This is a genomic window from Nostocoides japonicum T1-X7 (assembly GCF_001046855.1).
Lineage (GTDB): Bacteria > Actinomycetota > Actinomycetes > Actinomycetales > Dermatophilaceae > Nostocoides > Nostocoides japonicum.
Map to the genome: position 1 here is coordinate 3,186,564 of NZ_HF570958.1, position 12,161 is coordinate 3,198,724.

Below are 12,161 nucleotides of genomic sequence, written 5' to 3' on the forward strand. Positions count from 1 at the left end.
GTCGGCGCGCCGGGCGCGGGCCGGGCGGTCGCCGCCGTCGCGACGCGGGCCACGGTTCTGCCGCGGAGCCGTCGCCTGCTGAGCGGCGAACTCGCGGGCCGTCATGTCGCCCTTGTAGATCCAGACCTTGACGCCGATGCGGCCGAAGGTCGTGCGGGCCTCGTAGAAGCCGTAGTCGATGTTCGCGCGGAGCGTGTGCAGCGGCACCCGGCCCTCGCGGTAGAACTCGGTGCGGCTCATCTCGGCGCCGCCGAGGCGGCCGGAGACCTGGACCCGGATGCCCTTGGCACCCGCCCGGGTCGCCGACTGCATGCCCTTGCGCATGGCGCGTCGGAACGACACGCGAGCCGACAGCTGCTCGGCGATGCCCTGGGCGACGAGCTGGGCGTCGATCTCGGGGTTCTTCACCTCGAGGATGTTGAGCTGGACCTGCTTGCCGGTGAGCTTCTCGAGCTCGCCGCGGATCCGGTCGGCCTCGGCGCCACGGCGACCGATCACGATGCCGGGACGGGCCGTGTGGATGTCCACCCGGACGCGGTCACGCGTGCGCTCGATCTCGACGCGCGAGATCCCGGCGCGCTCCATGCCCTGGGACATGAGCTTGCGGATCGCGACGTCCTCCTTGACGTAGTCGCGGTAGCGCTGACCCGGCTTGGTGGAGTCGGCGAACCAGCGGCTGCTGTGGTCGGTCGTGATGCCGAGACGGAAGCCGTTGGGGTTGACCTTCTGTCCCATCAGCGGTTGCCTCCCGTCGTCTGCTGGGGCGTGACCACCACGGTGATGTGGCTGGTCCGCTTGTTGATCCGCGCCGCGCGACCCTGGGCGCGCGGCCGGAAACGCTTCATGGTGGGGCCCTCGTCGACGAAGGCGGAGGAGATGACGAGGTCGCGCTCGTCGAACGCCTCGGCGGTCTTGTCCGCCTTGACCCGGGCGTTGGCGATCGCCGACTCGACGACCTTGCGGACCGGGTCGCTCGCGCCCTGCGGCGCGAACCGCAGGACCGAGACGGCCTCGACGGCCCTCTTGCCGCGGATGAGGTCGACGACCCGGCGGGCCTTCTGGGGGGTCACCCGGACGTGCCGCGCCGAGGCCCTCGCCTCGAGGACGACGCCCTCGGCGTCGGTCGTGTTCTTCGTGGCCATCAGCGGCGGCGCCCCTTCTTGTCTTCCTTCACGTGACCCTTGAAGGTCCGCGTGGGGGCGAACTCGCCCAGCTTGTGGCCGACCATCGACTCGGTGACGAAGACCGGCGTGTGCTTGCGGCCGTCGTGGACGGCGAAGGTGTGGCCGAGCATGTCGGGCGAGATGACCGAGCGGCGCGACCAGGTCTTGATGACGTTCTTGGTACCCGCTTCGTTCTGGGCGTCCACCTTCTTCTGGAGGTGGTCGTCGATGAAGGGGCCCTTCTTCAGGCTACGAGGCATGGTTCAGGCTCCTACTCAGCGCTTCTTGCCCGTACGGCGACGGCGCACGATCATCTTGTTGCTGGCCTTGTTGGGGTGGCGGGTCCGGCCCTCGGGCTGGCCCCAGGGGCTCACCGGGTGACGCCCGCCGGAGGTCTTGCCCTCGCCACCGCCGTGCGGGTGGTCGACCGGGTTCATCGCGACGCCGCGGACGGTCGGGCGCTTGCCCTTCCACCGCATCCGGCCGGCCTTGCCCCAGTTGATGTTCGACTGCTCGGCGTTGCCGACCTCGCCGACGGTCGCGCGGCAGCGGACGTCGACGTTGCGGATCTCGCCGGACGGCATACGGAGCTGGGCGTAGGGCCCGTCCTTGGCGACGAGCTGGACGCGGACCCCTGCCGAGCGGGCGATCTTCGCCCCGCCACCGGGCCGCAGCTCGACGGCGTGGACGACCGTGCCGGTCGGGATGTTGCGCAGCGGCAGGCTGTTGCCGGGCTTGATGTCCGCGCCCGGGCCGTTCTCGACGACGTCGCCCTGCTTGAGCCGGTTCGGCGCGAGGATGTAGCGCTTCTCGCCGTCGGCGTAGTGCAGGAGCGCGATCCGCGCCGTGCGGTTCGGGTCGTACTCGATGTGCGCGACCTTGGCCGGCACGCCGTCCTTGTCGTGGCGGCGGAAGTCGATGACCCGGTAGGCGCGCTTGTGGCCGCCGCCGATGTGCCGCGTCGTGATCCGGCCGCTGCTGTTGCGGCCACCGCTCTTGGTCAGCGGACGGACGAGGGACTTCTCGGGCGTCGTGCGGGTGACCTCGACGAAGTCGGCCACGCTCGAACCCCGACGCCCCGGCGTCGTCGGCTTGTACTTACGGATACCCATGTCTGTCGTTCCTCTGGCTTCCTCAGGCGCCTGCGCTGCCGAAGATGTCGATCGAGCCCTCGCGGAGGGACACGATGGCGCGCTTGGTGTCCTTGCGCTTGCCGACCCCGAAGCGGGTGCGGCGCGCCTTGCCCGGGCGGTTCATCGTGTGGACCGTGTCGACCTTGACCTTGAAGATCTGCTCGACGGCGATCTTGATCTCCGTCTTGTTCGCCCGCGGGTCGACGATGAAGGTGTACTTGCCCTCGTCGAGGAGGCCGTAGGACTTCTCGGAGACGACGGGGGCGATCAGGATGTCGCGGGGGTCCTTGTTGAGAGTGCTCACTTGGCGTCCTCCTCGGCAGCGGGCTCCTCGATGACGACGACGTCGGAGCCCTTGACCGGCCCGGCGACGAAGGCGTCGAGCGCGCCCTGGGTGAACACGACGTCGTCGGCGCACAGCACGTCGTAGGTGTTGAGCTGGTCGACGGCGAGGACGTGGACGTCGGCGAGGTTGCGGACCGACTTGAGGGAGACGAGGTCGCTGCGCTCGAGGACGACGAGCAGGTTGCGCCGCTCGGTGAGACCGGCGAGCAGGGCCCTGGCGTCCTTCGTCGACGGCGTCTCGCCGGTGACGAGCGACGGCACGACGTGGATCCGCCCGTGGCGGGCCCGGTCGGAGAGGGCACCCCGCAGGGCGGCGGCCTTCATCTTCTTGGGGGTCCGCTGTGCGTAGTCCCGCGGCTGCGGGCCGTGGACGATCCCGCCGCCGGCGAACTGCGGCGCGCGCGTCGACCCCTGCCGGGCGCGACCGGTGCCCTTCTGGCGGTAGGGCTTCTTGCCGCCGCCGCGGACCTCGCCGCGCGTCTTCGTCGAGTGCGTGCCCTGGCGCGCCGCGGCGAGCTGGGCCACGACGACCTGGTGGATGAGGGGGACGTTGGTCTGCACGTCGAAGATCTCGGCGGGCAGCGTGACGTCGCTGGTCTGAGCGGTCATCAGGCCTGGGCTCCCTTCGCGGCCGTGCGGACGAGGACGACCCCGCCGCGGGGGCCGGGGACGGCGCCCTTGACGAGGAGGAGCCCCTTGTCGGCGTCCACGGCGTGGATGGTGAGGTTCTGGGTGGTCTGCCGCACGCCGCCCATCCGGCCGGCCATGCGCATTCCCTTGAAGACCCGGCCCGGGGTGGCGCAGCCACCGATCGAACCCGGCTTGCGGTGGTTCTTGTGGGCACCGTGCGAGGAGCTGACGCCGTGGAAGCCGTGCCGCTTCATGACGCCGGCGAAGCCCTTGCCCTTCGTCGTGCCCGTCACGTCGACGTCCTGGCCCGATGCGAAGGTGTCGGCGGTCACCTCCTGGCCGAGGCTGTACTCGCCGGCGTCCGCGGTGCGGAGCTCGACGAGGTGGCGACGCGGCGTGACACCGGCCTTCTCGAAGTGGCCGGCGAGCGGCTTGGTGACCTTGCGCGGGTCGATGGCGCCGTAGGCGAGCTGGACCGCGGCATACCCGTCGGTCGCGGCGTCGCGGACCTGGGTCACGACGCACGGACCGGCCTTGATGACCGTGACGGGGACGAGCCGGTTGTTGGCGTCCCAGACCTGGGTCATGCCGAGCTTCTCGCCGAGGACGCCCTTGACGGTCTTGGTGGTGGTGTTCGTCATCGTCGTCGACCTCAGAGCTTGATCTCGATGTTGACGTCAGCCGGCAGGTCGAGGCGCATCAGCGAGTCGACCGCCTTGGGGGTCGGGTCGATGATGTCGATGAGGCGCTTGTGCGTCCGCATCTCGAAGTGCTCGCGGCTGTCCTTGTACTTGTGGGGCGAACGGATGACCACGAAGACGTTCTTCTCCGTGGGCAGCGGCACCGGGCCGACCACCGTCGCGCCGGCACGGGTGACCGTGTCGACAATCTTGCGCGCTGAGTTGTCGATGACCTCGTGGTCATACGACTTCAAGCGGATGCGGATCTTCTGTCCCGCCATGTCGCGTGCGTCTCTCTCTCGGCGTCCGTCGTCGGTGGTCCCGCACCGACCCCCGCGGTCGGGTGTGTCGCTCCCGCTCCGCGGCCCGGCGGTGCTCTCGCGTCCGTCGGGTGGGGGTTGGCCGGTGGGACCGGCCGCCTGCGCTTCCCCGGAGTGTCGCCCCGCGTCACGCGGTTCGAGGAGTTGGCTTCGGGGGCGGCGGGCAGCACATGGGTGCGTCCCGCGCGTCAGGCAACCCCCCTAGTGTGCCAGAGCCCGTCGGCCCGGTCCAAATCGCCCGCTCCCCCACCGGCCGGGCTTCCCACGTGCCGAGAAGATGTCGCCGGATCCCGCATTCGACGACATCGACTCGGCACGTGCGAGGAGGTGGACGAGGCGGTGCCCCCGACCGGCCGAGCCGGCGGGGGCACCGTCCGTGCGAGACGTGACGACCCGGGGTCAGTGACCCCTGGCCATCGCCGTGAGGAACGAGACGCCGTTCGGGGAGCCGACGCCCGTCACGTCGTCGTATCCCTTGCGGGTCCAGATCGTCCCCGTCTGGTTGAAGGTCCGCAGCGAGGCGACGGTCCCGTCGCTGCCGTCGAAGCCGTTCACGTAGTCGACGCGGACGACGCCGTCGGTGACCTTGCGGCCGTGGTTGACGTCCCGGAATGCGCTGGTCCCCGCCAGTTTGTAGAGCGTGGGGTTGAGGAAGCCGAGCGATCCGCCGTTGACCTGGTCGGCCACCGCGACGACGCCCGCGAACAGCGGCGAGGACAGGGACGTGCCGCCGATGCGGTACTCCGAGTACTTGATCGTCCCGTTCGGGAAGGTCTGGCTCTGTCCGACGAGCAGGCCCGTGCTCGGGTCACCGAGCATCGCCACGTCCGGCACAGCGCGCTTGGGCGCTCCGAAGCGGGTCGCGATGCCGTTCGGGACGACGCCCTTCTGGTATGCCGGTTGCGGGATGACCCGGCTCGTGCCGCCTCCGCCGCCGTAGAGGTAGGCGGGTGCGGCCGGCGACCAAGCACCGTTGACGAGGGTCGACTTGCCGGTGCCCCAGCCCTGCTCGAAGCCGTACCCGTCGCTCTTGGTGACCGCCAGCGACGTGCCGCCGACCGCGGTGACCTTCGCGTCGTTCGCGGGCGCATCCACCTGGCGCTTGCCCGACGCGGCGATCTCGTCGCCGTCGTCCCCGGAGGAGAAGAGCAGCGAGATGCCCTGGGCCGCGGCCTGCAGCGCCGTCTGGTGGGTGAACGCGTACGACCCCGCGCCCTCCGCCTCGGTCTCGCCGTAGGAGTTGGTGACGACCTGGGCGAGCCCGTTGTCGACGACGGTGTTGACGGCCTGGTCGAGGTCGGTGTCGTAGCAGCTCTCACCTCCGACGTAGAGGATGTGCGCGCCGGGAGCCGTCGCGTGGACGGCTTCGACGTCGAGCGTCTCCTCGCCGTACCACCCGGAGGCACCGCACTCGTCGACGTGGGAGTAGCTCGCCGGCAGGTTCTGCGAGAACTGGTAGGACCGCAGCGGGTGGCTCGGGTCGTTCCGCTTGGCGTAGGTCGCCGCGTCGGAGTAGATCCACTTCGACGCGTAGGCGTCGACGATGGCCACCGTCACGCCCCGCCCGTCGACGCCCTGGGACTGGCTCGCGTCGAGCCCGTAGGCGCCGCGGATCTGGCCCGGCCGGTAGCCGCACGGGGCATAGGTCAGCGGGTCCTTGAGGATCTGCGGGACGGGCGCCTTCTTCTGGCCGTAGTAGGCCGAGCAGGGCCCGGCGTTCCGGAACACCGGGTCGGGCGGCGGCAGCGCCGTCGAGGAGGAGGGCCGCGCGGCGGCGGCCAGCTGCTTGGTCGTCTCGGGGACGCTGCGCAGCGGGGTCGCCATGGCGGAGGTGTCCAGACCCGTGACACCGGCGACGAGCGAGGACACCGAGTCGGGCACCGAGACGCTCGTCTCGGGGGCCTGCACCGTCCGGCCGCCCTTGGTGAAGACCCCGAGGCGGGTCGCGAGAGCCTTCTCCGTCACCGACGCCGGCGCGGTGACCTCGATGTAGCGGTGGTTCGCCGGGGTCTCGACGACGTGGAAGCCGTTCGAGGTGAGCCAGTCGCGGACGGTCTTCACCTGGGCGTCGGTCGGCGCGAAGCGGGCCCGCCACTGGGCCGGCGTGAGGTACCGGCCGTACTGGGCGTTACCCGGCGTCGACACGGCGTCGGCGAGCGCCTCGGCCCCGGCGGCGTCACGCAGGGCGAGGACGACGGACAGGTGCTGAGCGGTTCCCGACGACACGGCGCCGACGTGATGAGCCGTCGCGGTCCAGGCGGGAGTGGCCTGGACGACGTGACGTCCCGGCCCGTTGGATGCCTCGGCGAGACCGGGTGCGGCGAGCGTCAGTGCGACGCATCCGCTCACGGCCAGGCCGGCCTGGCTCTTGGTGAGAGCTCTCATGCAGATATGACCTCCGAGAGTGACTGATGCGGCCCCCCGGGGACCCCGGGGGCCGCCGTCACCCTGTCAGGCATCCGACCGGCATACCCATGGCAAATGTCATGGGTATGCCGGCACCTTGTCGGCCGGGACGCCATCCACGCGACTTCTTCACGGCATACCGGACATTCCCCTCCGATCCTTCGCCGCACCTGCGGGGTTGCCCGCCCCGGCAGGTGCGGGGTTGTCGTGGTCGCCGAGCCGGTCCGACCACGGAAAGCCCACACCTGCCGAAGGGGCCGGGGGACGGCGAAGGGCCCGTATGCCGTGTGGCATACGGGCCCTTCGACTCAGGCTGGACGTCCAGCCGCGGGGGTCACTTGTTGATCTTGGTGACCCGTCCGGCGCCGACGGTGCGGCCGCCCTCGCGGATGGCGAACTTCAGGCCCTCCTCCATCGCGATGGGCTGGATGAGCTCGACGGACATCTCGGTGTTGTCGCCGGGCATGACCATCTCGGTGCCCTCGGGCAGGTGGACGACACCCGTCACGTCCGTCGTCCGGAAGTAGAACTGCGGACGGTAGTTGTCGTAGAACGGCGTGTGCCGGCCGCCCTCGTCCTTGGACAGGATGTAGACGTTGCCGTCGAAGTCGGTGTGCGGCGTGATCGAGCCGGGCTTGACGACGACCTGGCCGCGCTCGACCTCCTCGCGCTTGACACCACGCAGGAGCAGACCGACGTTCTCGCCCGCGCGACCCTCGTCGAGCAGCTTGCGGAACATCTCGATGCCGGTGACGGTCGTCTTGGTGGCCGGGCCCTCGTGGATGCCGACGATCTCGACCTCCTGGTTGACCTTGAGGACACCGCGCTCGATGCGGCCGGTGACGACGGTGCCACGACCGGTGATCGTGAAGACGTCCTCGACGGGCATGAGGAACGGCTTGTCGATCTCGCGCTCCGGCTCGGGGATGTAGGTGTCGACGGCGTCCATGAGCTCCAGGACGGTCTTGCCCCACTCCTCGTCGCCCTCGAGAGCCTTGAGCGCCGAGACCTTGACGACCGGCAGGTCGTCGCCCGGGAACTCGTAGGAGGACAGCAGCTCGCGGACCTCCATCTCGACGAGCTCGAGGATCTCCTCGTCGTCGACCATGTCGGCCTTGTTGAGGGCCACGACGATGTAGGGGACGCCGACCTGGCGGGCCAGGAGGACGTGCTCCTTCGTCTGCGGCATGGGGCCGTCGGTCGCGGCGACGACGAGGATCGCGCCGTCCATCTGCGCCGCACCCGTGATCATGTTCTTCACGTAGTCGGCGTGCCCGGGGCAGTCGACGTGGGCGTAGTGCCGCTTCTCGGTCTGGTACTCGATGTGCGCGATGGAGATAGTGATGCCGCGCTGCTTCTCCTCCGGCGCCTTGTCGATGTCGTCGAACGCGAACACCGGGTTCAGGTCGGGGTACTTGTCGTGCAGGACCTTGGAGATCGCAGCCGTCAGCGTCGTCTTACCGTGGTCGATGTGACCGATGGTGCCGATGTTGACGTGCGGCTTGGTCCGCTCGAACTTTGCCTTCGCCACTTTGTTGTCCTCCTCAGGACTCTTCCTTGGTAACGCCGAACGACCGGGCGGGACGTGGCGCGGTGTGTGGGTGGTTTGCTGTGCTGTGGGGGTGCTGCCGAAGACCAGCGGTCAGTCTAGCGGTCACTCACCACGGGTCTTCTTGATGATCTCCTCGGCCACGGCCTTGGGGACCTCTGAGTAGGAGTCGAACTCCATGGAGAAGCTCGCCCGGCCCTGGGTCTTGGACCGCAGGTCCCCGACGTAGCCGAACATCTCCGACAGCGGGACGAGGCCGCGGACGACCTTGGCACCGCTCACGTCCTCCATGCCCTGGATCTGGCCACGGCGGGAGTTGATGTCGCCGATGACGTCGCCCATGTAGTCCTCGGGCGTGCGGACCTCGACCGACATCATCGGCTCGAGGAGGACCGGATCCGCCTTGCGGACGGCCTCCTTGAGGGCCATCGAGCCGGCGATCTTGAAGGCCATCTCCGAGGAGTCGACGTCGTGGTAGCCACCGTCGACGAGGGTCGCCTTGATGCCGACGAGCGGGTACCCGGCGAGGACGCCGTACTGCATCGCGTCCTGGATGCCCTGGTCGACCGACGGGATGTACTCGCGCGGGACCCGGCCACCGGTGACCGAGTTCTGGAACTCGTACAGCTCGCCCTCGTGGGTGTCGAGGGGCTCGATGGAGATCTGCACCTTCGCGAACTGGCCGGAGCCGCCGGTCTGCTTCTTGTGCGTGTAGTCGAGCTTCTCGACGGCGCGGCGGATCGTCTCGCGGTAGGCCACCTGCGGCTTGCCGACGTTCGCCTCGACCTTGAACTCGCGCCGCATCCGGTCGACGAGGATGTCGAGGTGGAGCTCGCCCATGCCGGCGATGATCGTCTGGCCCGTCTCGTCGTCGAGGTGGACCTGGAAGGTCGGGTCCTCCTCGGCGAGCTTCTGGATGGCCGTGCCGAGCTTCTCCTGGTCGCCCTTCGTCTTGGGCTCGATGGCGACCTGGATGACGGGCTCCGGGAACGTCATCGACTCCAGGACGACCTGGTTGGCCGGGTCGCAGAGGGTGTCGCCCGTCGTCGTGTCCTTGAGACCGATGACCGCGTAGATGTGGCCGGCGGACGCCTTCCCGACGGGGTTCTCCTTGTTGGAGTGCATCTGGAAGATCTTCCCGATGCGCTCCTTGCGCAGCTTCGTCGAATTGATGACCTGCGCGCCCGAGGGCACCTCGCCGGAGTAGACGCGGACATAGGTGAGCCGGCCGAAGAACGGGTGGACCGCGATCTTGAAGGCCAGCGCCGCGAAGGGCTCGGAGGCGTCGGCGTGCCGGACCAGCTTCGCCTCCTCGTCACCCGGGGCGTGGCCCTCGGTCGGGGGCACGTCGAGCGGCGAGGGGAGGTAGTCGACGACGGCGTCGAGCATCGGCTGGACACCCTTGTTCTTGAACGCGGTGCCGCAGAAGACCGGGTTGACCTCGCCGGCGATCGTCAGGGCGCGGATGCCGGCCTTGAGCTCCTCGACCGACAGCTCCTCGCCCTCGAGGTACTTCTCCATGAGCTCGTCGTCGGCCTCGGCGACGCGCTCGACGAGCTTCTGGTGGTACTCGTCGGCCTTGGCCCGCAGGTCCTCCGGGATCTCCTCGACCTCGTAGTCCTCGCCGAGCTTGGTCTCGCCGCGCCAGACGAGGGCCTTCATCCGCAGGAGGTCCACGACGCCGATGAAGGTGCTCTCGGCACCGATCGGCAGCTGGCAGACGAGCGGCTCCGCCCCGAGACGGTCGATGATCGTCTGGACGGTGAAGTAGAAGTCCGCGCCGAGCTTGTCCATCTTGTTGACGAAGCAGATGCGGGGGACGGTGTACTTGTCGGCCTGGCGCCACACCGTCTCGGACTGGGGCTCGACGCCCTCCTTGCCGTCGAAGACGGCGACCGCGCCGTCGAGGACGCGCAGGTTGCGCTCGACCTCGACGGTGAAGTCGACGTGACCGGGCGTGTCGATGAGGTTGATCTGGTTGTTCTTCCAGAACGTCGTCGTGGCGGCCGAGGTGATCGTGATGCCCCGCTCCTGCTCCTGCTCCATCCAGTCCATCGTCGCGGCGCCGTCGTGGACCTCACCGATCTTGTAGGTGATGCCGGTGTAGAAGAGGATGCGCTCCGTCGTCGTCGTCTTGCCGGCGTCGATGTGCGCCATGATGCCGATGTTGCGGACCTTCGTGAGGTCCGTCAGGACGTCGAGTGCCAATGTGATCGTCTCATCTCGCTCGTTAGGAAAGCTGTGGTGCGAGGCGCGCGGGCGGGACCCGCGCTGCCGCCCCGGTATGCCGCGGGCGCACCGTGCGCTCGCGGCATACCGGACGCTGTCACCAGCGGTAGTGCGCGAAGGCCTTGTTGGACTCGGCCATCTTGTGCGTGTCCTCGCGGCGCTTCACGGCGGCGCCGAGGCCGTTGGAGGCGTCGAGGATCTCGTTCATGAGGCGCTCGGTCATCGTCTTCTCACGACGCTGCCGCGCGTAGCCGACGAGCCAGCGCAGCGACAGCGTCGTCGCGCGGGCGGGCTTGACCTCGACGGGGACCTGGTAGGTCGCCCCGCCGACGCGGCGGGACTTGACCTCGAGGGTCGGCCGGATGTTGTCCAGCGCGCGCTTGAGGATGACGACCGGGTCGCTGCCCGTCTTCTCGCGGCAGCCCTCGAGGGCGCCGTAGACGATGTGCTCGGCGATGGACTTCTTGCCGTCGAGGAGCACCTTGTTGACGAGCGCGGTGACGAGCGGGCTGCCGTAGACCGGGTCGACGACGAGGGGGCGCTTGGGAGCGGGGCCCTTGCGAGGCATTACTTCTTCTCCTTCTTCGCGCCGTAGCGGGACCGGGCCTGCTGGCGGTTCCGGACACCCTGGGTGTCGAGGGAGCCGCGGATGATCTTGTAGCGGACGCCGGGGAGGTCCTTCACCCGGCCGCCGCGGACGAGCACCATCGAGTGCTCCTGGAGGTTGTGGCCGACGCCGGGGATGTAGGCGGTCACCTCGATGCCGCTCGTCAGGCGCACGCGGGCGACCTTGCGGAGGGCGGAGTTCGGCTTCTTCGGCGTCGTGGTGTACACGCGGGTGCACACGCCACGACGCTGGGGGGAGCCCTTGAGGGCGGGCGTCTTGACCTTCGCGGCCTTGTCCTGCCGGCCCTTGCGGACCAGCTGGTTGATGGTGGGCAAACCTGTCTCCGTACTGTTCTCGACGTCCGTCGGCTCGCCGCCTCGGGACTCCTTGGTGGTGGCCCTGGCCGACCCCCGCGCTCGGGTGTGTCGGTTCGGGTGCTCCCACCTGCACTCCCCGCTCCACGGCTCGCGCCGCGTCGCTGGTTGCCCGGTGGAAGAGGGTGGACCGTCGCCGGTCCGCGTTCGTGTGCCCTGGACCCGCAGGTGGGCACAGAACATGTCCGGTCCTAGCCGGACACAGGGACCAACGATACCGGGCGCCCGCTTATGCCCCAAATCGCGAGGCGCCCCGATCCGGCGCTCCGGCGTCGCGCGAGGGGGCCCGCCGGTCAGGGGCGGCGCAGCGTGTAGAGGGCGTAGTCGAGGGTCCGCCCGTCGCGGGTCACCGTGAGGACCCGCTCGCCGGCCGATCCGCCGCGCGGCTCACCCACCTCCACGAGTCCCGCGAGCAGTCCCGGGGAGGCGTGCGAGGACCAGACGACGAGCAGTCCGCCCGGCGCGAGAGCCTCGTATGCCGCGAGGAGCCCGGTGTCCGCATACAGCCGGTCGTTGTGCTCGTGGACGAGGAAGCCGGGACCGTTGTCGACGTCGAGGAGCACGACGTCCCACGGCCCGGCCGGCCCGCGGCGCCCACCGAGGACGTCGGCGACGTCGGCGATGTGCAGCCGGCAGCGGCCGTCGGCCTCGAGGCCGGCGAGCTCGGGGACCAGGCCCTCGCGGGCCCAGCGGACGAGCGGCGCGGCGAGCTCGACGACGTCGAG

The 12,161-nt window shown here is 69.5% G+C and carries 13 protein-coding genes and 1 pseudogene; all 14 read right to left on the bottom strand.

Features of this window, described 5'->3' with window-relative positions; translation table 11 throughout:
• Positions 1–735: 30S ribosomal protein S3 (gene rpsC, locus BN12_RS14375; protein ID WP_083454660.1), on the bottom strand; the 735-nt coding region annotated here is incomplete at its 3' end.
• Positions 735–1,142 carry a 50S ribosomal protein L22 gene (gene rplV, locus BN12_RS14380; RefSeq protein ID WP_048553484.1) on the bottom strand — a complete coding sequence of 136 codons (408 nt, stop codon included), beginning with the start codon at positions 1,140–1,142 and terminating at the stop codon, positions 735–737. The genes rplV and rpsC, both read right to left, overlap by 1 nt.
• Positions 1,142–1,423: a 30S ribosomal protein S19 gene (rpsS, locus tag BN12_RS14385; protein ID WP_048553486.1), complete on the bottom strand. Its 282-nt coding sequence runs from the start codon at positions 1,421–1,423 to the stop codon at positions 1,142–1,144. Before rpsS ends, rplV begins: the two co-directional genes overlap by 1 nt.
• Positions 1,424–1,438: 15 nt before the next feature.
• The gene (rplB, locus tag BN12_RS14390; protein ID WP_048553488.1) at positions 1,439–2,275 is read right to left on the bottom strand and encodes a 50S ribosomal protein L2; all 837 of its coding nucleotides are present in this window, start codon (positions 2,273–2,275) and stop codon (positions 1,439–1,441) included.
• 22 nt (positions 2,276–2,297) lie between these two features.
• Positions 2,298–2,600: a 50S ribosomal protein L23 gene (gene rplW, locus BN12_RS14395; protein ID WP_048553491.1), complete on the bottom strand. Its 303-nt coding sequence runs from the start codon at positions 2,598–2,600 to the stop codon at positions 2,298–2,300.
• The gene (gene rplD / locus BN12_RS14400; protein ID WP_048553494.1) at positions 2,597–3,250 is read right to left on the bottom strand and encodes a 50S ribosomal protein L4, sunset domain variant; all 654 of its coding nucleotides are present in this window, start codon (positions 3,248–3,250) and stop codon (positions 2,597–2,599) included. The genes rplW and rplD overlap by 4 nt, the downstream gene beginning before the upstream one ends.
• Entirely contained in the window at positions 3,250–3,912 is a 663-nt protein-coding gene (gene rplC / locus BN12_RS14405; protein ID WP_048553495.1) for a 50S ribosomal protein L3, read from the bottom strand. The genes rplD and rplC overlap by 1 nt, the downstream gene beginning before the upstream one ends.
• Before the next feature lie 11 nt (positions 3,913–3,923).
• Positions 3,924–4,232, bottom strand: a complete 309-nt coding sequence (gene rpsJ, locus BN12_RS14410) for a 30S ribosomal protein S10 (protein ID WP_009775966.1) — start codon at positions 4,230–4,232, stop codon at positions 3,924–3,926.
• A 438-nt stretch (positions 4,233–4,670) separates the two neighbouring features.
• Positions 4,671–6,656, bottom strand: a complete 1,986-nt coding sequence (locus BN12_RS14415; RefSeq protein ID WP_083454661.1) for a S53 family peptidase — start codon at positions 6,654–6,656, stop codon at positions 4,671–4,673.
• A gap of 355 nt (positions 6,657–7,011) precedes the next feature.
• On the bottom strand, positions 7,012–8,208 hold the full coding sequence (tuf, locus tag BN12_RS14420) for an elongation factor Tu (protein ID WP_048553496.1): 1,197 nt from the start codon (positions 8,206–8,208) through the stop codon (positions 7,012–7,014).
• 123 nt (positions 8,209–8,331) lie between these two features.
• Entirely contained in the window at positions 8,332–10,434 is a 2,103-nt protein-coding gene (gene fusA / locus BN12_RS14425; protein WP_048553497.1) for an elongation factor G, read from the bottom strand.
• A 118-nt stretch (positions 10,435–10,552) separates the two neighbouring features.
• A complete protein-coding gene (gene rpsG, locus BN12_RS14430; RefSeq protein WP_048553498.1) occupies positions 10,553–11,023 on the bottom strand; it encodes a 30S ribosomal protein S7 in 471 nt (156 codons plus the stop codon).
• Positions 11,023–11,397, bottom strand: a complete 375-nt coding sequence (gene rpsL, locus BN12_RS14435; protein ID WP_048553500.1) for a 30S ribosomal protein S12 — start codon at positions 11,395–11,397, stop codon at positions 11,023–11,025. The genes rpsG and rpsL overlap by 1 nt, the downstream gene beginning before the upstream one ends.
• A gap of 332 nt (positions 11,398–11,729) precedes the next feature.
• A pseudogene (locus tag BN12_RS25240) lies at positions 11,730–12,161 on the bottom strand (hypothetical protein); the annotation flags it as partial.

Excerpts from the sequence above, each read along its gene's own strand:
- rplV (WP_048553484.1), bottom strand. The coding sequence starts at position 1,142 with ATGGCCACGAAGAACACGACCGACGCCGAGGGCGTCGTCCTCGAGGCG.
- rpsS (WP_048553486.1), bottom strand. The coding sequence starts at position 1,423 with ATGCCTCGTAGCCTGAAGAAGGGCCCCTTCATCGACGACCACCTCCAG.
- rplB (WP_048553488.1), bottom strand. The coding sequence starts at position 2,275 with ATGGGTATCCGTAAGTACAAGCCGACGACGCCGGGGCGTCGGGGTTCG.
- rplD (WP_048553494.1), bottom strand. The coding sequence starts at position 3,250 with ATGACCGCTCAGACCAGCGACGTCACGCTGCCCGCCGAGATCTTCGAC.
- rplC (WP_048553495.1), bottom strand. The coding sequence starts at position 3,912 with ATGACGAACACCACCACCAAGACCGTCAAGGGCGTCCTCGGCGAGAAG.
- rpsJ (WP_009775966.1), bottom strand. The coding sequence starts at position 4,232 with ATGGCGGGACAGAAGATCCGCATCCGCTTGAAGTCGTATGACCACGAG.
- BN12_RS14415 (WP_083454661.1), bottom strand. The coding sequence starts at position 6,656 with ATGAGAGCTCTCACCAAGAGCCAGGCCGGCCTGGCCGTGAGCGGATGC.
- rpsG (WP_048553498.1), bottom strand. The coding sequence starts at position 11,023 with ATGCCTCGCAAGGGCCCCGCTCCCAAGCGCCCCCTCGTCGTCGACCCG.